The organism is Sphingopyxis sp. HIX, assembly GCF_001468285.1.
Classification (GTDB): Bacteria; Pseudomonadota; Alphaproteobacteria; order Sphingomonadales; family Sphingomonadaceae; genus Sphingopyxis.
In genome coordinates, this window is record NZ_LNSB01000001.1 from 106,441 (window position 1) to 128,804 (window position 22,364).

At 66.6% G+C, this 22,364-nt stretch carries 18 protein-coding genes and 1 tRNA gene; 9 read left to right on the forward strand and 10 right to left on the reverse strand.

Annotation, left to right across the window (positions count from 1 at the left end; all coding sequences use genetic code 11):
• Position 1: 1 nt before the first annotated feature.
• Positions 2 to 4,330: a hypothetical protein gene (locus ATE62_RS00445; RefSeq protein WP_058809523.1), complete on the forward strand. Its 4,329-nt coding sequence runs from the start codon at positions 2 to 4 to the stop codon at positions 4,328 to 4,330.
• Positions 4,331 to 4,383: 53 nt separating this feature from the next.
• On the forward strand, positions 4,384 to 4,950 hold the full coding sequence (locus tag ATE62_RS00450; protein ID WP_058809501.1) for a hypothetical protein: 567 nt from the start codon (positions 4,384 to 4,386) through the stop codon (positions 4,948 to 4,950).
• On the opposite strand, the gene ATE62_RS00455 is transcribed toward ATE62_RS00450, so the two are convergent.
• Both ATE62_RS00455 and ATE62_RS00460 read right to left on the reverse strand, forming a co-directional pair.
• Positions 4,947 to 5,297 (reverse strand): hypothetical protein, encoded by a 351-nt coding sequence (locus ATE62_RS00455; protein WP_156420624.1) that lies wholly within the window; start codon positions 5,295 to 5,297, stop codon positions 4,947 to 4,949. The genes ATE62_RS00450 and ATE62_RS00455 overlap by 4 nt on opposite strands.
• A complete protein-coding gene (locus ATE62_RS00460) occupies positions 5,294 to 7,387 on the reverse strand; it encodes a RelA/SpoT family protein (RefSeq protein ID WP_058809503.1) in 2,094 nt (697 codons plus the stop codon). Before ATE62_RS00460 ends, ATE62_RS00455 begins: the two co-directional genes overlap by 4 nt.
• A 126-nt stretch (positions 7,388 to 7,513) precedes the next feature.
• On the opposite strand from ATE62_RS00460, the gene ATE62_RS00465 reads away from it, so the two are divergent.
• Positions 7,514 to 8,398: a glycosyltransferase family 2 protein gene (locus ATE62_RS00465; protein WP_082662540.1), complete on the forward strand. Its 885-nt coding sequence runs from the start codon at positions 7,514 to 7,516 to the stop codon at positions 8,396 to 8,398.
• Between the two features lie 469 nt (positions 8,399 to 8,867).
• Here the strand turns inward: ATE62_RS00465 and ATE62_RS00470 are convergent, their stop codons facing one another.
• The gene (locus tag ATE62_RS00470) at positions 8,868 to 9,197 is read right to left on the reverse strand and encodes a CC_3452 family protein (protein WP_058806644.1); all 330 of its coding nucleotides are present in this window, start codon (positions 9,195 to 9,197) and stop codon (positions 8,868 to 8,870) included.
• Positions 9,198 to 9,323: 126 nt separating this feature from the next.
• Between ATE62_RS00470 and ATE62_RS00475 the strand changes: the two genes are divergently transcribed.
• The 3 genes from ATE62_RS00475 to ATE62_RS00485 all read left to right on the forward strand — a co-directional run bounded on the left by ATE62_RS00475 (position 9,324) and on the right by ATE62_RS00485 (position 11,858).
• Complete coding sequence (locus ATE62_RS00475) at positions 9,324 to 9,845, forward strand: winged helix-turn-helix transcriptional regulator (protein ID WP_058806643.1); 522 nt, start codon at positions 9,324 to 9,326, stop codon at positions 9,843 to 9,845.
• An 85-nt stretch (positions 9,846 to 9,930) separates the two neighbouring features.
• Entirely contained in the window at positions 9,931 to 11,055 is a 1,125-nt protein-coding gene (locus ATE62_RS00480; RefSeq protein WP_058806642.1) for a sensor histidine kinase, read from the forward strand.
• Positions 11,052 to 11,858, forward strand: a complete 807-nt coding sequence (locus ATE62_RS00485; protein WP_058806641.1) for a LytR/AlgR family response regulator transcription factor — start codon at positions 11,052 to 11,054, stop codon at positions 11,856 to 11,858. The genes ATE62_RS00480 and ATE62_RS00485 overlap by 4 nt, the downstream gene beginning before the upstream one ends.
• Before the next feature lie 174 nt (positions 11,859 to 12,032).
• Here the strand turns inward: ATE62_RS00485 and ribA are convergent, their stop codons facing one another.
• From ribA to ATE62_RS00505, 4 genes are all read right to left on the reverse strand, one after another.
• Entirely contained in the window at positions 12,033 to 13,076 is a 1,044-nt protein-coding gene (ribA, locus tag ATE62_RS00490) for a GTP cyclohydrolase II (RefSeq protein ID WP_058806640.1), read from the reverse strand.
• Positions 13,073 to 13,864 (reverse strand): exodeoxyribonuclease III, encoded by a 792-nt coding sequence (locus ATE62_RS00495; RefSeq protein WP_058806639.1) that lies wholly within the window; start codon positions 13,862 to 13,864, stop codon positions 13,073 to 13,075. Before ATE62_RS00495 ends, ribA begins: the two co-directional genes overlap by 4 nt.
• Positions 13,865 to 14,327: 463 nt before the next feature.
• Positions 14,328 to 14,987: a LolA family protein gene (locus tag ATE62_RS00500; protein ID WP_058806638.1), complete on the reverse strand. Its 660-nt coding sequence runs from the start codon at positions 14,985 to 14,987 to the stop codon at positions 14,328 to 14,330.
• Between the two features lie 117 nt (positions 14,988 to 15,104).
• Positions 15,105 to 17,423: an FtsK/SpoIIIE family DNA translocase gene (locus ATE62_RS00505; RefSeq protein WP_058806637.1), complete on the reverse strand. Its 2,319-nt coding sequence runs from the start codon at positions 17,421 to 17,423 to the stop codon at positions 15,105 to 15,107.
• 322 nt (positions 17,424 to 17,745) lie between these two features.
• On the opposite strand from ATE62_RS00505, the gene ATE62_RS00510 reads away from it, so the two are divergent.
• Together ATE62_RS00510 and ATE62_RS00515 are read left to right on the forward strand one after the other, a co-directional pair.
• Entirely contained in the window at positions 17,746 to 18,975 is a 1,230-nt protein-coding gene (locus ATE62_RS00510; RefSeq protein ID WP_058806636.1) for an FAD-dependent monooxygenase, read from the forward strand.
• Between the two features lie 94 nt (positions 18,976 to 19,069).
• Positions 19,070 to 19,726 carry a sigma factor gene (locus ATE62_RS00515; RefSeq protein WP_058806635.1) on the forward strand — a complete coding sequence of 219 codons (657 nt, stop codon included), beginning with the start codon at positions 19,070 to 19,072 and terminating at the stop codon, positions 19,724 to 19,726.
• Here the strand turns inward: ATE62_RS00515 and ATE62_RS00520 are convergent, their stop codons facing one another.
• On the reverse strand, positions 19,727 to 20,374 hold the full coding sequence (locus ATE62_RS00520) for an LON peptidase substrate-binding domain-containing protein (protein ID WP_058806634.1): 648 nt from the start codon (positions 20,372 to 20,374) through the stop codon (positions 19,727 to 19,729).
• Positions 20,374 to 21,285: a tetratricopeptide repeat protein gene (locus tag ATE62_RS00525; protein ID WP_058806633.1), complete on the reverse strand. Its 912-nt coding sequence runs from the start codon at positions 21,283 to 21,285 to the stop codon at positions 20,374 to 20,376. The genes ATE62_RS00520 and ATE62_RS00525 overlap by 1 nt, the downstream gene beginning before the upstream one ends.
• A gap of 183 nt (positions 21,286 to 21,468) precedes the next feature.
• Here ATE62_RS00525 and ATE62_RS00530 point away from each other — a divergent pair.
• Positions 21,469 to 21,543: transfer RNA gene (locus ATE62_RS00530), tRNA-Gly, on the forward strand.
• 195 nt (positions 21,544 to 21,738) lie between these two features.
• Here the strand turns inward: ATE62_RS00530 and ATE62_RS00535 are convergent.
• Positions 21,739 to 22,335, reverse strand: a complete 597-nt coding sequence (locus ATE62_RS00535) for a cation transporter (protein ID WP_003046522.1) — start codon at positions 22,333 to 22,335, stop codon at positions 21,739 to 21,741.
• Positions 22,336 to 22,364: the final 29 nt, after the last annotated feature.

Below are 22,364 nucleotides of genomic sequence, written 5' to 3' on the forward strand. Positions count from 1 at the left end.
GATGCGCAAGCTCTTCGCCCTTATCGCCTTCGTCCTGATGGGCGCGAGCCTCGCCATCTCGATGGTGCGCGCCGCCGAGGGCGAAAAGCCGGTGAAGGTCGAATATCGCTTCTCGCCCCCCGCGCCGCGCGAGCAGCCCGGCGCGACCTTCGAGGAGCGCGAGGCGGCGGTGCTCTCAAAGTCGAAGGGCTGCTACAGCTGCCACACCCAGACCGACGCGCCGTCGATGCACACGACGCCGGCGGTCCAGCTCGGCTGCACCGACTGCCACGGCGGCGACGCCGAAAGCGCCGCGGCCTTCGGCAACCCCAAGCTCGGCTACGACAATCCGTACAATCTCGCGGCGATGAAGATCGCGCACCCGCAGCCGACGCTGCCGAACAGCTGGGGGCACAGCTCGGCGAACCCCAAGCGCAGCTACACCCTGCTCAACAAGGAATCGCCCGAGTTCATCCGCTTCATCAACCCCAGCGACTATCGCGTCGCGCGCGAGGCGTGCGGGTCGTGCCACCTCGAGGTGATCGAGGCGACCGAGCGGTCGATGATGTCGACCGGCGCGATGCTGTGGGGCGGCGCGGCGTATAACAACGGCATCGTCCCCTATAAGAATTATCTGTTCGGCGAGGCCTATACGCGCGGCGGCGATCCCGCCTGCATCCTGTCGCCGACGACGACGATGAGCGCCGAAGACTACAAGAAGGCCTGCGATCCCAGGGTGCCCTCGGACAAGATATTGTCAGACAAGGAACGCGCGCGCGGCGCGCTCGGCAAGATGTATCCACTGCCGCGCTGGAGCGTGCTCCCGCCGGGCGACGTCTTCCGCGTGTTCGAGCGCGGCGGGCGCAACATCAACACGCAATTCCCCGAAATCGGCCTGCCCAACCCGACCGGCAGCATCCAGCGTTTGGAAGAGCCCGGCCGCCCCGACCTCAAGCAGTCGAACCGCGGCCCCGGCACGGGCCTCCGCGTATCGATCCCGGTGCTCAACATCCACAAGACGCGCCTCAACGATCCCTTGATGTGGTTCATGGGCACCAACGACCAGCCGGGCGACTATCGTCATTCGGGCTGTTCGGGCTGCCACGTCATCTACGCCAACGACCGCGAGCCGCGACACAGCCTGACCTATTCGAAATATGGCCGCGACGGCGAAACCGCGACGGTCGACCCGACGATCAAGGACCGCAAGCACAAGGCCGACGACGGCCATGGCGGCGGCGAGTCGGGCCACGGCGACGCCGCCAAGCACGCCCCCGACCCCGACCAGCATGGCGCGCTGATCGATCCCGCCGATGCCAAGGCGGGGCCGCAGGTCTTCGCCAAGAAGGAACGGCTCGAATCGGGCCACCCGATCAAGCACGCCTTCACGCGCTCGATCCCGACCTCGCAGTGCATGTCGTGCCACATGCACCAGCCGAACATCTTCCTGAACTCCTACCTCGGCTACACGATGTGGGACTATGAATCGGACGCGCCGCAGATGTGGCCCGGCCCCCACAACACGGCGCCGCGCCCCGAGGGGATGAGCGACGCGGAGTATCAGAAGAAGTTCAAGCAGCAGCGCTATCCGACCGCCGCCGAGGTGCATCAGGTCCTCGAGCGCAACCCCGAGGCCGCGGCGGCACGCGGGCTCTGGGCCGATGTCGAATTCCTGCGCGACGTCTATGACGTCAACGATACAAACGAGGACACGCAGTTCGCCGACTATCACGGCCACGGCTGGAACTTCCGCGCCATTTTCAAGCGCGACCGCAACGGAAACCTGCTGACCGCCGACGGCAATATGTCGACCTATGGCACCGACACCGCCAACATCATCGACCCGAAGGACCCCGAGAAATGGCGCAAGAGCTGCGCCAGCTACATCGACGAAAAGCAGCGCGAACTCTGCCTCGCCAGCGCCGACCCGGGACGGCCCGGCGTCGAGGGCAAGTTCGTCCCGCCCGGGCTCAACCCCGGCAAGGCGGTCCATATGATGGACATCCACGCCGAAAAGGGCATGCAATGCGCCGACTGCCACTTCAGCCAGGACAGCCACGGCAACGGCTATATCCAGGGCGAGGTCGCGAACGCGGTCGAGATCGGCTGCAAGGATTGCCACGGCACCGCCGACGCGCTGCCCAACCTGCTGACGTCGAACGTCGCGGCGCGGCCGCAGGGCACCAACCTCGCGCTGCTGCGCAACCCCGACGGGCGCCGCCGCTTCGAATTCCAGTATAACGACAATGGCGACGTCACCGGGCTGATCCAGCGCTCGATCGTCGATCCCAAGCTCGAATGGCAGGTCAGCCTGGTCAAGCAGGCGGTGACCCCGGGACCGCATTTCAACGCCAAGGCGGCACGCGCCAAGCTGATGGCGCGGTCGGGCGCCGAGGATGGCCAGTTCCAATGGGGCCCCGGCGTCGCGAAGGAGGAGCGCGCGCACGGCGACGACAAGATGACCTGCTTCACCTGTCATCTGTCGTGGACCACCAGCTGCGGCGGCTGCCATTTGCCGATCGAGGCGAACTGGAAGACCAAGATGCACCATTTCGAAGGGGAGGAGACGCGCAACTTCGCGACCTACAACCCGCAAGTGGCGCGCGACGAGATGTTCCAGCTCGGCCGACACCAACTGACCAAGCCCGGCGAGCCGGGTCCCGACGGCGAGGTGCGCGGCATCATCACCCCGGTGCGCTCGACCTCGGCGCTGGTGCTGTCGTCGACCAACATCAACCGCGAGCGCATCTATGTGCAGCAGCCGCCGATCAGTTCCGCGGGCTATTCCAGCCAGGCCTTCGCGCCGCACTTCCCGCACACCGTGCGGCGACAGGAAACCAAGCAATGCTCGGACTGCCACCTGTCGGCGAACGACGACAATAATGCGATCATGGCGCAGCTCAATCTGCTCGGCACCAATTTCGTCAACTTCGTGGGCTTGAACGTCTGGTCGGGGATGGAGGACGGTTTCCAGGCGACGCGCGTCACCGAATGGGACGAGCCGCAGGCGGTGATCGGCAGCTATCTCCAGAAATATGCCTATCCCGACTATTGGAAGCTGCACGTCGAACAGAATGGCCGCGAACTCAAGAATTGGGTGCGCGGCAAGACCTTCGACAAGAAATTCTCGGGCGAAACCCAGGCGCTCGAGGAATTCGCGAACATCGTCCAGGATACCAGCGGCCGGGTGAACTGCCTGCAGCAGCGCGGCGAATATATGTTCGTGGCCGAGGGCAAGGGCGGCTTCCGCGTCTATGACGTCGCGTCGATCGGCAACAAGGGCTTCTCCGAACGCATCATCCGCGCGCCTTTCGCCGGGCTCGGCCACAGCACGCATGTGAAGACGAAGAATGCGACCTGCATGGCGATCGCGACGACCCAGCCGATCAGCGTCAGCCGCAACGACAATATCGTGAAGAATTTCCCCGAGAACCACGAACAGGCGATGCACCCCATCTATCGCTATGCGGTGATCACCGACAGCGTCGAGGGGCTGATCCTCGTCGATATCGACACGCTGGCCGACGGCGAATTCCGCAACAACCGCTTCACGCGGGCGCTGACCTGGAACGAGGGCAATGTGCTCGCCGGGGCACGGCACATCACGCTCGCGGGCAGCATCGCCTATATCACCACCGACGCGGGGCTGGTCGTGCTCGACCTGACCGATCCGCTGACGCCCAAGGTCACCGCGCAGCTTCCGCTCACCGACGCGCGCGCCAGCGCGGTGCAGTTCCGCTACCTCTGGGTCACCGACGCCGAGGGCGTGAAGCTGTTCGACGTCACGCGGCTCACCCAGCCGGTGCCGGTGCCCGAGGGCACGGTGCGGCTCGCCAATGCGCGGAAGATCTATCTCGCGCGCACCTATATGTATGTCGCGGCGAAGGCGGACGGGCTCGTCATCGTCGACGTCACGCGCCCCGCGGCGCCGCAGGTCTGGCCCGCACTCACCTTCGGCGGCGCGATGACCGATGCCGAGGACGTCATCGTCGCCTCGACCAACGCCTCGCTCTTCGGTTATGTCGCCGACGGCCGGAACGGCATCAAGGTGATCCAGCTGACCAGCCCCGACAACCCCGGCCTCTACGGCTTCTCGCCCAAACCGACCCCCGAACTGATCGCCTGGGCGAAGACCCCCTCGCCGGCGCTCGCGCTGTCGAAGGGTCTCGACCGCGACCGCGCGGTCGACGAGACCGGCGGCCAGATGGCGGTGTTCGGCCGCCTCGGCTCGCGCCCTTTCACCCGCCCCGAGATGGAGCGGCTGTTCCTCAACCGCCAGGGCCTCGTCTACAAGGTCCGCGACGAGGTCGACCAGACAGGCTGGCGCGCGGGGGATGTCTTCGCGAACTGAGGCGCGGGGTTAACCCCCTTGGCGCCGCCCACGGCTTGTGCGAGACGCAGAGCATGCGACCCCAGGTCATTCCCCACCCCAGCCTCGGCGACAAGCTCCGCCGCGCGGTCTGGAACGCCGTCTGGCTCCTGCTCTATCGCCCCAGCCCGATCCCGCTGCACGCTTTGCGCCGCCTGCTGCTGCGCCTGTTCGGCGCCAGCATCGGCGCGGGCGCGCGGCCCTATCCCAGCGCGCGCATCTGGGCGCCGTGGAATTTCGAGATGGGCGCGGGCAGCACGCTCGGGCCGCACAGCGAAATCTACAGCGTCGCGCGCGTGACGCTCGGCCCCTGGTCGGTGGTCAGCCAGCGCGCCTATCTCTGCACCGCCAGCCACGACATCCACGCCCCCGGTTTCGCGCTCACCGCGGCCCCGATCGCGATCGGCCGCAACGCCTGGGTCGCCGCCGACGCCTTCATCGGCCCCGGCGTCACGCTGGCCGACGGCGCGGTCGCCGCGGCGCGCGCGGTGGTGATCAAGGACGTCGCGCGGAACACCATCGTCGGCGGCAATCCCGCGGTGCCGGTCGGCGAATGCGGGCTCTCCGATTTCGCCGACGGCTCGATGCGCCCGGGGGGCTAGGTTCCCGGCCAGACCGGCGCGAGCATCTCCAATATGCGACCCGTCGCGACCAGTTGGTGCCCCTCCTGGATACGCCATGTTCGGCCCACCCGGATGATCTCATCGAGCCCCGGCCAATGGAGGAGGCGGATGGTTGCCTCGAAGGTTTCGCCGCCATGGATGTCACGGTCCTCGGGGATGCGAATTTCACCGACCGACATATTGATATCATGCGCGCCAAAAAAATTATGATTCGGACGATAGCGGCTACCGGCGATCAGCGGCGATTTGCGTCCGCCTTCATCGCGAGTGAGCAACCGAATCTCGGCGCGAATGACGGGATCGGGCTGGGCCGCTTCCTGCCTCAAAGCCGCTCGGCCTGCACTACCGTGTCGGACGCGCGCAGCGCCGACAATATGCGCATCACGTGGTGGACGTCGCGCACCTCGACGACGACGTCATAGGTATGGAAGCCGCCCTCGCGGTTCGACAGCCGCAAATTGGTGATGTTCGCCATATTGGCGGCGAGGATACCCGACATTTCGGCGAGCGTGCCGGGTTCGTTGAGGATCACTACGCACAGCCGCGCATTGCCGCCCTCGCTATCCTCCTGCCACCTGAGATCGATCCAGTCGGCGTCGACCCCGTCGGCGAGGCTCGGGCAGTCGATGACATGCACCTCGATCCCCTCGCCCGGCCGCGCGAGCCCGACGATACGATCGCCGGGCACCGGGTGGCAGCAATCGGCGAGCTGATAGGCGACCCCCGGGGTCAGCCCCTCGATCGACACCGCGGCGCCTTGCGCCAGCTTGCCCGGCTTCGACTTCATCTCGGCGGTGATGCCGGGGACCAGCGCCTCGAGCACTGCATTGTCCGACAGGCGGCGCTTGCCGATCGCGACATAGAGCGAGGTGTCGTCGTCGAGCTTCAGCCGCTTGAGCGCCGCCTCGCGCGCCTTGTCGCCGACCTTGCCGGGCAGCCGCGCGACGATCTCGTCGTACATCTTGCGGCCGAGTGCGGCGAGTTCGACCTTTTCCTTCGATCGGACATGGCGGCGGATCGCGGCGCGCGCCTTGCCGGTCACCGCAAAGCCCAGCCAGGCCGGCTGCGGGGTCTGCTTGTCCGACGACAATATCTCGACCGTGTCGCCGTTGGCGAGCTGGGTGCGCAGCGGCACCAGCCGGCCGTTGACCTTGGCCCCCACGGTGCGGTCGCCGAGCCCCGTATGCACGGCATAGGCGAAATCGACCGGGGTCGCGCCCTTGGGCAGCTGGTGCAGGCTGCCCTTCGGGGTGAAGGCGAAGATGCGGTCCTGGTACATCGCGATGCGCGTATTCTCCAGGAACTCGTCGGGGTCGTGCGTCTGCTCGAGGATTTCGAGCAGGTCGCGAATCCACCCCGCCTGCCCGTCGGGCACCGCGCCGCCCTGTTTATACGCCCAATGCGCGGCGAGCCCGAACTCGGACTGCTGGTGCATGCCCAGGCTGCGGATCTGGATTTCGATGCGCATATTCTGCTGGTGCATGATCGTCGTGTGCAGCGATTTGTAGCCGTTGCGCTTCGGCGTCGAGATATAGTCCTTGAAGCGCCCGGGGACCATTTTCCACTTGCGGTGCAGCAGCCCCAGCGCGGCATAGCAGTCGGCATCGGTCGGGGTGATGATGCGGAAGGCGATAATGTCGGTCACCTGCTCGAAGCTGACGTGCCGCTCCTGCATCTTGCGCCAGATCGAATAGGGGTGCTTCTCGCGCCCCGAAATATCGGCCTCGATCCCGTTCTTCGCCAAGAGCTCCTTGAACTCGCGCGTGATCGCCGCGACCTTGTCCTTGCCGCCCGCGGTCAGCTTGGCGAGGCGCCCGGTGATCGTGGCATAGGCCTCGGGCTCGAGCTCGCGGAACGCCAGCAGCTGCATCTCGCGCATATACTCATACATGCCGATGCGCTCGGCGAGCGGGGCATAGATATCCATTGTCTCCCTGGCGATGCGCCGGCGCTTGTCGGGGTTCTGGATGAAATGCAGCGTCCGCATATTGTGCAGCCGGTCGGCGAGCTTGACCAGCAGCACGCGGATGTCGTCGGACATGGCGAGCAGGAATTTGCGCAAGTTTTCCGCGGCGCGCTCATTCTCGGTCTGCGCCTCGATCTTGCTGAGCTTGGTCACGCCATCGACCAGTCGCCCGACGTCGGCGCCGAACAGCCGCTCGATCTCGTCGGGCGTCGTCAGCGTGTCCTCGAGCGTGTCGTGGAGCAGCGCGGTGACGATCGTCTCGCTGTCGAGGTGCAGGTCGGTCAAAATGCCCGCGACCTCGACCGGATGGCTGAAATAGGGGTCGCCCGACGCGCGCTTCTGGCTACCGTGCTTCTGCACGGTGAAGACATAGGCGCGGTTCAGCAGCGCCTCATCGACGTCGGGATCATAAGCGCGCACGCGCTCGACAAGTTCATATTGACGCAGCATCCTGTCCCAATGTCGTGCATGCGGGCATAAATGCAATGCGAAACTTGGTTACGCGGCACCCGCCCTGCCCCGCAATATTGGTAAACGGCTTTGGAAGCATCGTGCGCGCGCGATAAAGCGGGGACGATGACAGGGACCGCGCCTTCCGATTCGGCCGCACCGCGTGTGTCGATGGTGATGCCCGTGCACAATGGTGCGCGCTGGCTCGAAGAGGCGATCGACTCGGTTCTGGCGCAAAGCTTCGCCGATTTCGAGCTGATCCTCGTCGACGACGCCTCGCGCGACGACAGCCCGGCGATCATGGCCGCCGCCGCCGCGCGCGACCCGCGCATCCGCCATGTCCGGCTCGACACCAATGTCGGGCTGCCGGCGGCGCTCAACCATGGCTTTGCGCAGGCGCGTGGGCAGTTGCACAGCTGGACCTCGGACGACAATCTGCTGCGCCCGGCGATGCTCGACCGGCTCGTCGCGACGCTCGACGCTCATCCCGAAGCCGGGGTTGCCTTCGCTGACTTCACGCTCATCGACGACGAGGGGAAAGATCTCGGCTATTCGCGCGTCGGACCGGTCGAACGGCTGCTCCACGGCAACAATATCGGCGCCTGCTTCCTCTATCGGGCCGAGGTGACCGAGGCGCTCGGCGGCTACGACATCGGGCTGTTCGGGGTCGAGGATTATGATTTCTGGCTGCGCGCGGCGCAGCGCTTCGCCTTCGTCGAGCTGCACGAGGATCTCTACCGCTACCGCAAGCATGGCGGCAGCCTGACGAGCAAGCGCGCCGACCAGATACAGGCGCTCACCGCGCTCATCGTCGAGCGCGCGCTGCCCGACCAGCTGCCGCCGCGCAGCCGCAGCGAAATCCTGCTCGGCCTCGCGCTCAAGACCCAACGCCGCTGGCGCTTCGACCTCGTCCGCCGCGCGCTCGCCGCGCACCCGCCCTCGGTCGCCGCGCGCCTGCCCGCGCTCGCACGCTGGACCCTCGTCGTCGCGCGCAACCGGATGACGGCTTAAGGGCGATATGCTGCCGCTGCCTCATTCCAAAGTTCAGGAAAGTTCAGCCCCGTGTGCCTGCCGACAGAGACTTCGGTGACTGCGTTATTCACCGGGTGGAACAACTGGGATCGACGCTTGCATAGCCGGATAATGTAGGAAAGCCTTTTTTTAACGGCGGCGGCTTTGGGGTGGGAAGCGGACGTCGATCTCCCCTCCCGCTTGCGGGAGGGGTTGGGGGTGGGCAGCAACGCTGCAATGGCCCACCCCGCTGCGACTAGGGCGCAAGCGCCCAAGTCTCGCTGCCCCTCCCGCAAGCGGGAGGAGAAAATAGTTTAGCCCCCCAAAGGCAGCTCCCGCCCGATTCCGGACATCCCCCAAACCCAACGAAAAAGGACCGCCGCACCGCCCCGGGAGGGAGGGCGGCGGGCGGTCCTCTCTAGGACCGGACGGGGCGGCAGGGGGAGGGGAGAGCCGCCCGCCCGGCCGGTCAGGCTGCGCCGTTGCAGCGCGCCAGGTCTTCGGCTTCGAGCGCCTTGCCGTCGGCGGTGAAGCTCTTCACTTCGCCGGCTTCCTTGGCGAGGCCCGAGCACATGATCGCCGGGCGGCTGGTGCCGCGCCCGGCGACGCAGCTGGTACCCGTGCACGACCACACGACACCGCGCGCGACAAACTTGCCCGTCGCGGCGGGGCTCGCCAGTTCGGCGCGATAGAAGGCCCCGCCGCCGGCGTTCGCGGTCACGGGAAGCATCGCGCTGCCGCCCGCGAGGGCGACGCCGATCAGCGGCAGAACATGCGCCGGGGAAGAAAGCTTGAACATGGGGAGGTCTCCTTTTTTCGCACCTATTTTAGGTTGCAAAAGGAAATTTAGGTGGCGAGTTGCAAAATGCAACCGAGGCCCACATATTTTTTGTGCGGGGGCCGATTTTACGTTAGGGCTAGGCCTATGGGAAAATTACGCGAACCGCTGAACCTGCTCTATGGGGACAATTGCGCCCTCCCGCTCGCGCTCGAGGCGATGGGCGAACGATGGTCGTTCATGATCCTGCGCGCCGCCTTCAACGGCGTTCATCATTTCGAGGAGTTCCAGCAGGAGCTCAGCATCGCGCGCAACATATTGTCGAACCGTCTGTCGAAGCTCGTCGACCATGGCATCATGGCGCGCGAAGTGATGGCCGAGGACCGGCGCAAGGTGCGCTACGAGCTCACCGAAAAGGGGCTCGAACTGCTCCCCGCGATGATTGCGCTCCGCCAATGGGGCGAGAAATGGGGTGCGGGCGTGCCTTCGACGCCGGTGCTCGTCGACGTCCGCGACGAACAGCCGATCGGCCCGGTGACGATCACTGCGCACGACGGCCGCCCGATCGGGTACAAGGAGCTGGTGTGGAAGCACCGCGCCGAGCTCCAGCCGCTGGGGCAGGCGCGCGCGCGCGCCGACGAACGGATGGCGCCGGTTGCCGCCGAGTGAGCCCATGGGCGCCGTTTCCTCCGTCGCCCCGACCGCTTCGACCATGCCGCTGACCACGTCCCTGCAACGCTCCCCCAGCGGGCCGATGCCGCTGTTCGGCCTTTCCTCGCCGGGGCCCTTTTTCGGCAACAAGATCCGCGCCTTCTGGAACCTCCAGATCCTGGGCTGGATGGGCTGGCTGGGCCTGCGCGGCGTGTCGGGGCTCGCCAACGGGCAGGCTTGGAGCTTCCTCGTCCAGCCGATCGTCTCGGCGATCACCGGCTTCTCGCTGACCCTCATCCTCGCGGTCTGCTACCGCACCTTGATCAATCGCCGCCCGATCGTGATGTGGGGGATCAGCCTCGGCCTCGCGGCGGTGGCGACCGCGCTCTGGGCCTTCATCGACGCCTGGGTCGCGCAGATCCTCAATCCTGCGAGCGAGACGGGCTTCACCAGCCTGCTGCTCGGCGCGGTCTATATCGACGCCTCGTCGATCGCCGCCTGGTCGGCGCTCTATTTCGCGATCAACTATTTCCTCCAGCTCGAGGAACAGAATGACCGCGTCCTCCGCCTCGAAGCCCAGGCCGCCTCGGCGCAGCTCGCGATGCTGCGCTACCAGCTCAATCCGCATTTCCTGTTCAACACGCTCAACAGTATCTCGACCCTCGTGCTCCTCAAACAGTCCGAGCCCGCCAATGCGATGCTCTCGCGGCTGTCGGCGTTCCTGCGCTACACGCTTGCCAACGAGCCGACCGCGCAGGTGACGCTGGCGCAGGAGATCGAGACGCTGAAGCTCTATCTCGACATCGAGAAGATGCGTTTCGAGGAGCGATTGCGCCCGCATTTCGCGATCGATCCCGCGGTCGCGCGCGCACGGCTGCCCTCGCTTTTGCTCCAGCCGCTCATCGAAAACGCGATCAAATATGCGGTCACCCCGCAGGAGGATGGCGCCGACATCACGATTTCCGCACAACTCGCCGGTCAAAATGTCCGGATTACCGTGTCGGACACGGGATCGGGATTGCCAGCGGGCGGCACCGACCCCACCACGGGCTTTGCAACGGAATCGACCGGTGTGGGTTTAGCCAACATCAGGGACCGGCTGGCGCAGGCTTTCGGCGACCAGCACCGGTTCGACGCCCAACCGGGCGCTGACGGCGGATTCACGGTCGTGGTCGAGTTTCCGTTTCAGCCCGATGGGCAAATGACGATTGGAACCGAACGCACATGACGATCAGAACCATCCTGGTGGATGACGAAAAATTGGCGACCCAGGGCCTGCAATTGCGGCTCGAAGCGCACAGCGATGTCGAAATCGTCGACACCGCGCAAAATGGCCGCGAGGCCATCCGCAAGATCAAGACGCATAAACCCGACCTCGTGTTCCTCGACATCCAGATGCCCGGCTTCGACGGCTTTTCGGTGATCCAGGGGCTGATGGAGGTCGAGCCGCCGCTGGTGGTGTTCGTCACCGCTTACTCCGACCATGCCATCCGCGCCTTCGAAGCGCAGGCGGTCGATTATCTGGTCAAGCCGGTCGAGCCCGAGCGGCTCGCCGACGCGCTCGACCGCGTGCGCCAGCGCCTCGCCGAAAAGCGCGGCGCCGCCGAGGTCGAACGGCTCAAGACCGTGCTCGCCGAGGTCGCGCCCGACGCGGCCGGCGATTACGACGCCGAAATCGCCCCCGACGCGCACGCCGCCGACCGTTATGAAAAGATGATCAACATCAAGGATCGCGGCCAGATCTTCCGCGTCGACGTCGACAGCATCGAACGCATCGACGCCGCGGGCGACTATATGTGCATCTACACCGCCGACAACAGCCTGATCCTGCGCGAGACGATGAAGGACCTCGAAAAGCGCCTCGACCCGCGCAACTTCCAGCGCGTGCACCGATCGACGATCGTCAACCTGTCGCAGGTGAAACAGGTCAAGCCGCACACCAACGGCGAATGCTTCCTCGTGCTCGGCTCGGGCGCGCAGGTGAAGGTCAGCCGCAGCTACCGCGATGTGGTGGCCAGGTTCGTGCACTAAATAGTTGCGCGCGAAGACGCAAAGACACGAAGAGGCGGGCCTGGGCCGATAGGCCCCTTTTTTCATCGGCCGCGCGGCATGCCGCAACGCGGGGGGAAGAAAGCCGCTTCGCGGTAAACGTACCGTCTTTGTGCCTTTGCGTCTTTGCGCGAAACCGGAAAATCCACCGTAAGACTAAAGCTGGTGCCCGGTCCGATCCCGCTTCGTAGCGAGATATTGCTCATTATATTTGTTCGTCGGTAGTGCCAGGGGCAAGCGCTCGACGACCTCGACGCCTTCGCGCTCGAGCCGCGCGACCTTCTCGGGATTGTTGGTCATCAGCCGGATGCGCGGCACGTTGAGCAATTCCAGCATCCGCCCCGCGATCGCGAAGTCGCGCGCTTCGACCGGGAAGCCCAGACGCAGGTTCGCGTCGACCGTGTCATAGCCCTGGTCCTGCAGCGCATAGGCGCGCAGCTTGTTGACCAGCCCGATCCCGCGCCCTTCCTGCCGGAGGTAGAGCAGCACCCCCCACGGCGCATCGGCCATCGCGTGCAGTGCGGCGTGGAGTTGCGGGCCGCAGTCGCATTTCAGGCTGCCGAGCACGTCGCCGGTCAGGCACTCGCTGTGCAGCCGCACCACCGGCGGATTGCCGTCGCGCCTGCCGATGACCAGCGCGACATGGTCCGACGCCTCCTCGGGCGTCCGGAAGGCGACGATCTCGGCGGTCTCGCTCGCATCGACCGGCAGCCGCGCACGCGCCGCGATGTGCAGCCGCGCGGGGTCGAGCAAGCTATCGACATCGGCCGCTTCGCACGCCGTCTCGGCGTCGCCCACGGCGCCCCGCACGAAGAAGGCGGGCAGCAGTCCCGCGTGACGCGCCATCGTCATCGCTGCTGCAGCGGCGCTGTCGTCGCCGGTCGCGATCGTACGGAAGGGGCCTTTGAGCGGATTGGCGAGGTCGAGCGCGGGATCGGCGACCGCCAGCCCCGCCGCGACGGTGGTCGCGGCGTCGGCCAGCCGCACCGGTCCCGGCGCCGCCGCGACGCGCTGGTTGGTGAGCTTCAGCGTCACCGCGCGCTCGCCCGACAGCAGCAGGTCGCCGCTGCCGAAATCCGCCAGCGCCGCGTCGCTCGCGCTCTCGACCGCGATCAGATCCAGCGTGCCGACGCGCAGCGGCCAGCCGCGGCGCAGCGCGTCGATCGCCCGCGCGGCCCGGCGAGCGCCGCTATCGCTCAAAGCGCGAACTCGGTGATCAGCGGGATATGGTCCGACGGCCGTTCCCAGCTGCGCGCGGGCTGGACGACGCGGTGCGACACCGCCTTTGCCAGCAGGTCGGGGGTCACCCACATATGGTCGAGGCGGCGGCCGCGGTTCGACAGCTCCCAATCCTTGGCGCGATAGCTCCACCAGGTGAACAGCGGGGTCGGCGCCTCGATGAAGTGGCGGCCGAGGTCGACCCAGTTCGCCGCCGCCTGCAGCCGGCCGAGCGTCTCGACCTCGATCGGCGTGTGGCTGACGACGTCGAGCAACGCCTTATGATTCCACACGTCGCTTTCGAGCGGCGCGACGTTGAAGTCGCCGGTCAGGATCGTCGGCTGGTCGAGCGCACCCGACCATTCGGTCATCCGCGCATAGAAATCGAGCTTCTGCCCGAACTTCGGGTTGATCTCGCGGTCGGCGATGTCGCCGCCGGCGGGGATATAGACATTGTCGAGCCGCACGCCGCCGGGCAGCGTGACGCCGATGTGGCGCGCCTCGCCATTCGCCTGCCAGTCATATTTGCGCACCTCGGCCAGCGGCACCTTGCTGACGATCGCGACGCCGTGGTGCATGCGCTGGCCGTGCGTGACGATATGCTCGTAGCCCATCCGCCGGAACATCTCGGGCGGAAAGGATATGCATTCGACCTTGGTCTCCTGCAGGCACAATATGTCGGGGGCCTCTTCGCGCAGGAATTTCTCGACGATGCCGATGCGCGCGCGGACGCTGTTGATGTTCCACGACGCGATGCTGATGCTGTTCATGCGGTGGCTCTATCGGCGCACACGTAAGGGCGCAATGCGTTGCGGCACCGGCCCGCTCCCCCACCCGGCCTCCCCGACGATAGTAACCTAGGGAGGCCGGGTGGGGGAGCGGGCCGGTGCCGCCTGCGCCGTCAGGCGGAAAAAGCGTCCAACCCAAAAACTAAACCCCCGTTCCAGGGGCGGTGGAACGGGGGTTCAAGGTCAGCGTTCGTCACGCTCTTGAATGAAGGTGCCTGGCGATCCGGTTGGGGCAACAGGGGGAAACCCAGAACCGGGAGCCGTGTTGGCGCCTTCGAGAGTTGAAATAGCCCCGCTTCCCTGTCGCCAAGCTGAACGAAAATTCGGCGGATATGGGCGCTTTTGCAGTTCGTCGATGCCGGACGTCGGTTGGTCCGAAAAACGGCGCCGAATCCGCTGTATGGGATTCCGCGCCGTTCAGTTTCGGCTGTGGATAAGTCGCGGCTCAGCTGCCACGCCCGCGCGAACGCGGCCGCGGATCAGTCCATTTGAACGCCGAATCGGCGACCGCGACGTTGAACTTCTGGTTCGTAAGGTCGATGCGCGTGCGGTTGTTCTGCGAATCGAGCGCGACCCAGCCGCGCAGGCGCAGCCCCGCGGGGGCGCTGCCGTCGCGCATGAAGACCATCGTGATCGTGCCATATTCGGGGCGCTTGGGGTCCTTGACCTCGACACTGATCACGTCGTTGCTCGTCGTCGGCATCACCTTGGCATATTTGGTGAGGTCGCGGTCGGGGTCGAGCAGCGCACCGAGCGGCGAATTCTTCACCGGCCAGCGCTGCACCTGCTTCACCTCATAGTCGATCATCGTCAGCGAGCTGCCGTCGCCGACGATCAGCAGCGGCACGCCCTTCTGGTACTGGAAGCGAATCTTGCCGGGGCGCTTGAGGGTCAGCTGGCCCGAGAGGCGCTGGCCGTTGCGGTCGGTCTGGGTGAAATCGGCGGTCATCGAGGTCGTCGCCTTGAGGTGCGACTGCACCGCGGCGAGCGTGCCGCTCGATTGCGCGATCGCCGGCACGCCGAAGGTCAGCGCGGCCGCCGCCGCGGGTGCGAGTGCCAGCGCGGCGGCGCGCGTCAGGGTCAGGCGGGGAAAAGTCAGCGTCATAGTCTTTGGTTCCTGCATCTCTGCCCCCGCGCATCGCACCGGGGCGTTGAACGCGCCGTGAACCCGGCGGTCAGAAGTCGTTCAAGCCGCGAGCGCGGCCTTTGGTTCCGGCGGATCTCAGCGGGGCTGCCCATATTGGTCGGTCAGCACGTCGCGCCGACCGACATGATTAGGAGGGCTGACGAGTCCCTCCTCCTCCATGCGCTCGATCAGCCGCGCGGCGCTGTTGTAGCCGATGCGGAGTTGCCGCTGCAGCCAGCTCGTCGAGGCCTTCTGGCTCTCGACGACGATCTGGCACGCCTTGGCATAGATGCGGTCCTCGGCGCTGTCGCCGCCCGCCGGGGCGCCCTCCATCGCGAAGCCGCCGTCCTCGGGCTCCTCGGTGACGCTCTCGATATAATCGGGGGCGCCCTGCCCGCGCCAATGATCGGCGACCAGCCGCACCTCGTCGTCGGACACGAACGGCCCGTGGATACGCGTGATCTGCTTGCCGCCGGGCACGTAGAGCATGTCGCCCTTGCCGAGCAATTGTTCGGCGCCCGCTTCGCCCAGGATCGTGCGGCTGTCGATCTTCGACGTGACGTTGAAGCTGATGCGCGTCGGAAGATTCGCCTTGATCACGCCGGTGATGACGTCGACCGATGGGCGCTGGGTCGCGAGGATCAGGTGGATGCCCGCGGCGCGTGCTTTCTGGGCGAGCCGCTGAATCAGGAATTCGACCTCCTTGCCCGCGGTCATCATCAAATCGGCGAGCTCGTCGACCACCACCACGATCTGCGGCAGCGGCGCATAGTCGAGCGCCTCTTCTTCATAGATCGGCTGGCCGGTCTCGGGGTCGTAGCCGGTCTGGACGCGCCGCCCCAGCGACTTGCCCTTGGCGAGCGCGCCGCGCACCTTGTCGTTGTAACCCGCGAGGTTGCGCACCGACAGGCTCGACATCATCCGGTAGCGGTCCTCCATCTGCTCGACCGCCCATTTGAGCGCGCGGATCGCCTTCTTGGGTTCGGTCACCACGGGGGCGAGGAGATGCGGGATGCCGTCATAGACGCTGAGCTCGAGCATCTTGGGGTCGATCATGATCATCTTCACCTGGTCGGGACCGAGGCGATAGAGCAGCGACAGGATCATCGCGTTGAGGCCGACCGACTTGCCCGACCCGGTGGTGCCCGCGATCAAGAGGTGCGGCATCGGCGCGAGGTCGGCGATGACCGGATCGCCGCTGATATTCTTGCCGAGGATGATCGGCAAAGCACCGGTCTGCTCCTGGAACAGCGCGCTGCCGATCATCTCGGACAGCACGACCGATCCACGGTGCGCATTGGGCAGCTCGATGCCGATTACCGTTCGCCCGGGAATCGGCGCGATGCGCGCCGACAGCGCCGACATGTTGCGCGCGATATCGTCGGCGAGGTTCGACACGCGGCTGGCCTTGGTGCCCGGCGCGGGTTCGAGCTCGTACATGGTGACGACGGGGCCGGGGCGCACCGCGGTGACGACGCCCTTGACCTGGAAATCCTCGAGCACCGATTCGAGCAGGCGCGCGTTGCGCTCGAGCCCCGCCTTGTCGATCTGGCCCGTCGGTGCGGGCGGCGGCGGCGCGAGCAGGTCGACCGACGGCATCTTGTACGTCGTGAACAGGTCGGTCTGCGGCTTGGGTTTGGGTTTCGAGGGCGCGCTGCGCTGCGCCGGATCAGCGATCTCGGGCGGCGCGCGGTCGCTCGGTTCGGCGCGCGCGCGCGGGCGGATGACGCGGCCCATCAGCGACGGCGCCTTTTCATCGCGCGGAGCCGCGGGTGCGGCGGCCGGCGCGACGACGCGGCTGGTCTCGGCGGCGGGCAGGCGGAAGCGTGCCCACCAGCCGGGCTCGAGCCGCAGCGCGCGCCAGGCGAGCCACAGCCCGACGCCGACGAGCAGCAGGATCGCCGCGAAACGAACGAGCGCGGCGGCGGGATCGCCGAGCCGTGCGAACAGCGGATCGACCGCGCCGCCGACGACCAGCGCGATGATCCCGCCCCAGCCCGCGGGCAAGGACGTGTCGCTCCCCGACGCCCACAGCTGCGCGCCCAGCCCGACGAGCAGGATGCCGACCAGCACGAAGGCGATCTGGCGTTTCCAATAGGGCTGCGGCGCGGCGAGCCACAGCCGCCACGCGATCAGCCCGAGCAAGGGCAGCAGCAGCACGACCGCGGCGCCGCCTATGAACAGCAAGAGGTCGGCCGCCCACGCCCCCGCGCCGCCCATCCAGTTGGCGGGCGCGCCGCCCGCCGCGGTGTGGATCGCAGCATCGGTGCCGTCATAGGTCAGCAGCGCGAGCGTCAAAAACAGCGTGAAGGCGCCGAGCGCCACCGCCGCGGCGATCACCAGCGAGCGCGCGATACTGGCCCGGAAAACGGTGCGCCAATCGGCCTTTGCGGCGACGGGCTTGCGGCTGGCCATGCTGAAATCGGTCCCCTCTGGAATTAACCACGGCGATATGCGCACGGGGGTGACTCGCCGTCAAGCGCGGCCCCGAACCGAGCTGTGGGTTATAAAAGAGTTTCGCGCAAAGACGCAAAGACACGAAGAAGAAGATTGGGCCGCTAGGCCCCTCATGCCTCGCACGGTGCGGATGGCGCAACGTTTGAGTGGGAAGCCGCTTCGCGGCCAGCGCGACATCTTCGTGTCTTTGCGTCTTTGCGCGAAACAAAAAAGGAACCGGCCTCGCGGCCCCCGCCACGCCGCTTTTCAAGAACCGCATAGCCGTCTAGGACGAGAACGCATGACCGACATCCAGCGCAGCGACGTGATCATTTCCGGCGGCGGGCTCGTCGGGCAGACGCTGGCGCTTGCGCTCGCGCACCACGGGCTGTCCAGCATCACTGTCGATCCCGCCGATCCGGTCGCGACGATCGCGCCGGGTTTCGACGGCCGCGCCTCGGCGATCGCCAGCGCGACCTGGCAGATGTTCGAGGTGCTAGGCCTCGCCGATCGCCTCGCGGGCCACGGCTGCCCGATCCGCGCGATCAAGGTCAGCGACGGCGGCCAATCGGGCGAGCTCGATTTCGAGACCGGCGAGGGCGATCCGGCGCTCGGCACGATGATCGAGAACCGCCGATTACGGCTTGTTCTGCGCGATGCCCTCGCCGACGCGCCGCTCGCGAAGCTGATCATGCCCGCGCAAGTGGCCGACCGCCAGATCGGCCCGCATGGCGTGACGCTGACGCTCGCCGACGGCACGCAGCTTGCAGCGCCGTTGCTGATCGTCGCCGAGGGTCGCCGTTCGCCGACGCGCGACGCCGCGGGCTTCAGCATCGCCAACTGGTCCTACCATCATCACGCGATGATCGGCGCGGTGGCGCACAGCAAATCGCACGATCGCGTCGCGCACGAAATCTTCTTCCCCTCGGGGCCCTTCGCCCTGCTCCCGCTCGTCGACGATGCCGAGGGGCGCCACCGGTCGGCCTTCGTCTGGACCGTCTCGGAAAGGGACGGCCCCGGCTTCGCCAAGCTCGGCGACCGTGGCTTCACCGCCGAACTCGAAAAGCGCGCCGGCGACCTGCTCGGCACGATGGAGCTCGTCGCGCCGCGGATGACCTATCCCTTGGGCTTCCACCACAGCGCGTCGATCGTCGCCGAGCGGCTCGTGCTCGTCGGCGACGCGGCGCACGGCATCCACCCGATCGCGGGGCAGGGGCTGAACCTCGGCCTCCGCGACGTCGCGGCATTAACCGAAGTGCTCGTCGAGGGCGCCCGTCTCGGCCTCGACCTCGGCGATGCGGCGCTGCTCGCGCGCTACCAGCGCTGGCGGGGGCTCGACAGCCTGATGGTCAGCCTCGCGACCGACGGGCTCACCCGGCTGTTCGGCATCCCCGGCCGCACCGCCTCGGCGGTCCGCCGCGCGGGGCTCGGCGCGGTACAGCAGCTGCCGATGCTCAAGCGCTTCTTCATGGACGAGGCGCGCGGCGAGGCCGGCGACCTGCCGCGCCTGCTCGCGGGCGCCGAAGTCTAGGTATTTCTACCTAGGGCGGTGGCGCGCGCCCGCTAACCATGACCCCATAGCCTGTTCGGTGCGGCAAGACCGCCGCGCAGCAGGAGCCGGGACCATGTCGGCGAACAGCGACGCCCTCGAACAGGCGGTGATGGACTGGATCGCCGCGCGCACCGCAAGCGATGCCGAACCCTCGCCGCGCCGCCGCGCGCAGGCCGACCGCGCTTTCGCGCGCCTCGCCGTTTCTGCCGCCCCGCGCATCCGCTATTTCATCCGCCGCTACGGGCTGGCTTCGGCGTTCGAGGATGGCGAACAGGCCTGCGCGATCGCGCTCCACCGCGCGGCGCAAAGCTATGACCCGCGCCGCGCCGCCTTCACCACGCATATGAACTGGCAGATCCGCGCCGAATTGCAGGCGCTGCGCCATCGCCTGCATGGCGACCAGCGCCGCGCGCCGCACCGGCTTGCTGCCGAAACATTGTCGCTCGACGATCCGGCGATCCTCGACCGGCTCGTCGATCCCGATGCCGAGCTCGCGGCGGAGGAGCGTGCATCGGACTATCTCGCCGGGCGCCTAGCTGACCGGCTCGCCGACGACTGGGCGCGGCGGCGCGACGGCGAATGGCAAAGGGGCAAGGCCAAGCTCGCGGCGCAGCGCTCGCTCGTGCGCCGCCACCTGACCGCGGTCGAACCCGCGGGTCGGCTCTGCGAAAGCCACCGCCATATCGTCAGGCGCGCCTTCGCCGACATCGCGCTGCGTATCGACGCCTGATTATTGCAGCGTGGAGCGCCCGTCGTCGCCGCTCATCCGGCCGAAGAATTGCATCATCTGCACGACCAGCTCGGCGCGCGCGTCGATCGTGTCGCATTCGAGCAGCGCCTGCTTCGCCGCGCCGTCGAACGGCGCGACCTGCGCGATGCCGTTGACGAGCGTCGCATCATCGAGCTGGCCAACCGCGTTCCAGTCGACGACATAGCCCTGCCTTTCGGCAAAGCGCTTCGCCTCGCGCTCGAGGCTCGCGCGCTCGATGCTCGCGAGCACGGCGTCTTCGTCCGCGCTCTCGATCTCGGCCTCGACCTGGCGAAAGGGGGTGGTGACGTCGAGCTCGCGGCGGATGCGAAAGCGCGCGACGCCCTCGAGCACCAGGTTGAAGCGCCCTTCGTCGAGCGCCTCGACATCGACGATCTTGCCGACGCAGCCGATATCGTAAAGCGCGGGCGGCTCGCGCATTTCCTCACCCGCCAGCAGGCGCGGCTGGATCATCCCGATCTGGCGGTCGCGCACCAGCACCTCCTGCACCATCGCCGAATAGCGCGGCTCGAAAATATGCAGCGGCAGGTGCAGCCCGGGAAACAGCAATGCGCCGGGCAACGGAAAGATCGCGATCCGCTGAATGGTCAGGGGCGCAGTCTCGCCCATCAGCCGAAGAGAATCAGCGACAGGCGGCGGCGCTGCGCCGCGACCCACGGGTCCTCGAGGCCCACGGCCTCGAACAGCGCGAGCAATTTGGCGCGCGCGGCGCCCTCCTGCCATTCGCGGTCGGCGGCGACGATGTGGAGCAGATTGTCGGCCGCGGCATCGCGCCGCCCTGCGCCGATCTGCGCCGCCGCGAGGTCGAAGCGCGCCTGATGATCGTCGGGGTTCGCCGCTACCGCGGCCTCGAACGCCGCCAGCTCGCCCGCGTCGGGGGCGTCGGCGGCGAGCGCGAAGGCGCTCTTCGCCTGCGCGATTGCGGGATCGTCGGCGATCTCGGCCGGAATCATGTCGAGCAACCCCCGCGCGCTCTCGAGGTCGCCCGCGAGCACCAGCGCGCGGATCAGCCCGCCCTGCGCCGCGGCATTGTCGGGCGCGATGTCGAGGATCTGGCCGAAGATGCTAGCGGCACGTTCGCCGTCGCCCTCGGCGAGCACGCCCTCGCCCATCTCGATCAGCGGTGCGATTTCGACCGCGCGCGCACTCGCCGCGCTCTCGATCGGCAGCTGCGCGAGCAGCTGGTCGAGCATCGCCTTGATCTGGCTTTCGCTGCGCGCATTGGTCAGGTTCGCGACCGGCTGGCCCTGGAAGATCGCATAGACGGTCGGGATCGACTGGACCTGGAACTGGCCCGCGATGAAGCGATTCGCATCGACGTCGATCTTCGCCAGCACGACGCCCTTGTCGGCATAGTCGGCGGCGACTTTTTCCAGGATCGGGGTCAGCTGCTTGCACGGCCCGCACCATTCGGCCCAGAAATCGAGAATGACGAGGCTGGTCATCGACGGCTCGACGACGTCGCGGCGGAAGGCTTCGACGGCTTCCTTTTCTTGTGCGCTCAGACCCAAAGTGGCCACGGGGATACTGCTCCTGTTGGTATGTTGGGTCCGGCACCGGCCCGCTCTCATCCCGCTTATGTGGGATTTGGCCGCGATATGCCAACCCTATGCAGAAAATCGCAAACAAGGCTTGCCGACTCCGAAAGCCGGTGCTAATCGCCCGCCTCACCCGCTGGGAGCCACCCGTTTCCAGCCGCCAGAGCGGGCGTAGCTCAGGGGTAGAGCACAACCTTGCCAAGGTTGGGGTCGAGGGTTCGAATCCCTTCGCCCGCTCCAGTTTTCCTAACAATTTCAGACACTTACGCCGAATGGCGGCGTAATACGCGTCGTTACGTGGGCTCGATTTTTGCCTCGCGTAATAAGGACGTAATATGATGGGAGCGAGCTGTCGGGTGCCTCTAGGGCAGGATCGGCGACGTTGTTCGCAGAGGTCCGAACATTCTTCCGCCGATCCGACACGCCTCACATGCTCTAATCTTTCTGCTGTTTGGCCTCTTGGCGGGCGTCGCGAAGGATTTCGATGCCGCCCTTGATCGCGATCAGCGCAGTCGCAAATCCAACCAGAAGGTCCGGCCAGTTCGTACCGAGCCACCAGACGAGGACACCCGCGATCAGGATGCCGCCGTTCGAGATGAAGTCGTTGTAGCTGAAGGTTGTCGCGGCTCTGAGGTTGACGTCCGGATCCTGAATGCGCTGCAAGAGCTTCAGACAAGCATAGTTCACCACCGCAGCGACGGCCGACATGATCATCATTGTCGGACCGATCGGTTCGCTGCCTTCGAAATAGCGCCGTCCTACATCGAACAGGACGCCGGCCGCGAAGACCAGCAGCATGACACCCGATGCCGTGGCAGCACGGGTTTTCCATTTCAGGCCGTGGCTGAGCGCAACGAGGCTCAAGGCATAGACCGCGGCGTCGGACAGATTGTCGAGCCCATTGGCGATGAGCGCGCTCGAATCGCCGAGCCCGCCGGTTACGAGGAAGGCGATCGCGATAGCCGAGTTCAGGACGAGAACGATCTGGAGCGTTCGCTTTTCGCGTTCGCTCCCGGATGCTTTTTCATTCATTGCAAGCTCCTCAATCCTCACCATCCCTA

Coding starts and splice junctions, on each gene's coding strand:
- ATE62_RS00445 (WP_058809523.1), top strand. CDS start 2: ATGCGCAAGCTCTTCGCCCTTATCGCCTTCGTCCTGATGGGCGCGAGC.
- ATE62_RS00450 (WP_058809501.1), top strand. CDS start 4,384: ATGCGACCCCAGGTCATTCCCCACCCCAGCCTCGGCGACAAGCTCCGC.
- ATE62_RS00460 (WP_058809503.1), bottom strand. CDS start 7,387: ATGCTGCGTCAATATGAACTTGTCGAGCGCGTGCGCGCTTATGATCCC.
- ATE62_RS00465 (WP_082662540.1), top strand. CDS start 7,514: ATGACAGGGACCGCGCCTTCCGATTCGGCCGCACCGCGTGTGTCGATG.
- ATE62_RS00470 (WP_058806644.1), bottom strand. CDS start 9,197: ATGTTCAAGCTTTCTTCCCCGGCGCATGTTCTGCCGCTGATCGGCGTC.
- ATE62_RS00475 (WP_058806643.1), top strand. CDS start 9,324: ATGGGAAAATTACGCGAACCGCTGAACCTGCTCTATGGGGACAATTGC.
- ATE62_RS00480 (WP_058806642.1), top strand. CDS start 9,931: ATGCCGCTGTTCGGCCTTTCCTCGCCGGGGCCCTTTTTCGGCAACAAG.
- ATE62_RS00485 (WP_058806641.1), top strand. CDS start 11,052: ATGACGATCAGAACCATCCTGGTGGATGACGAAAAATTGGCGACCCAG.
- ATE62_RS00495 (WP_058806639.1), bottom strand. CDS start 13,864: ATGAACAGCATCAGCATCGCGTCGTGGAACATCAACAGCGTCCGCGCG.
- ATE62_RS00500 (WP_058806638.1), bottom strand. CDS start 14,987: ATGACGCTGACTTTTCCCCGCCTGACCCTGACGCGCGCCGCCGCGCTG.
- ATE62_RS00505 (WP_058806637.1), bottom strand. CDS start 17,423: ATGGCCAGCCGCAAGCCCGTCGCCGCAAAGGCCGATTGGCGCACCGTT.
- ATE62_RS00510 (WP_058806636.1), top strand. CDS start 17,746: ATGACCGACATCCAGCGCAGCGACGTGATCATTTCCGGCGGCGGGCTC.
- ATE62_RS00515 (WP_058806635.1), top strand. CDS start 19,070: ATGTCGGCGAACAGCGACGCCCTCGAACAGGCGGTGATGGACTGGATC.
- ATE62_RS00520 (WP_058806634.1), bottom strand. CDS start 20,374: ATGGGCGAGACTGCGCCCCTGACCATTCAGCGGATCGCGATCTTTCCG.
- ATE62_RS00535 (WP_003046522.1), bottom strand. CDS start 22,335: ATGAATGAAAAAGCATCCGGGAGCGAACGCGAAAAGCGAACGCTCCAG.